This window comes from Shewanella gelidii, assembly GCF_014647855.1.
Lineage (GTDB): Bacteria > Pseudomonadota > Gammaproteobacteria > Enterobacterales > Shewanellaceae > Shewanella > Shewanella gelidii.
The window spans coordinates 1-528 of the sequence record NZ_BMPZ01000038.1 but is presented as its reverse complement, the minus strand read 5'-3'; the positions used below and the strand labels follow the sequence as shown (position 1 = coordinate 528).

General features: G+C 47.9%; 1 pseudogene. It reads left to right on the top strand.

The features are described from left to right. Positions 1-528, top strand: a pseudogene (locus IEY18_RS17350) (hypothetical protein); the annotation flags it as partial.

Genomic DNA, 528 nt, shown 5'->3' with positions numbered 1-528 from the left:
TGTAACGGATTTAAATGCACTGCCAGCAGAGCTACCGCTATATCAAATAACCTTGACTGGTCCTGTAGTGGATTATCAGCCGTTAGCGCAATTCCAATCGTTAGGTAGTCTTCGAGTGATTGGGGAGGGGTTCTCGGATGTGAGTCTGCTGAGTGGTTTGAGTGATAAGTTGTATTACTTGGCATTTGAGTCCACGCAAGTGACGGACTTTAGCGCGCTGGCAAACTTCACGCAGCTTAACCAATTACAGATTACTCGTCATGATGGGCTGGACAATGCAAACTCGCTCGCGGGTCTCAGTCCGGTTCAGCATCTTGAGCTTTCAGACAACGCAGGCTTGGTGGATATCAGTGCGCTGTCGAATCTGACGAATTTGTATTATTTAGGCCTGAACTATACCCAGGTGAATGACTTAACACCGCTGTTTGGTCTGACGGCGCTGCAGAGTTTAAACATCGAGTATATTCCGCTTACAGATACGAGTCAGATTGACACGTTGCGAGCGAATGGTGTGGAAGTGTGGGGCAA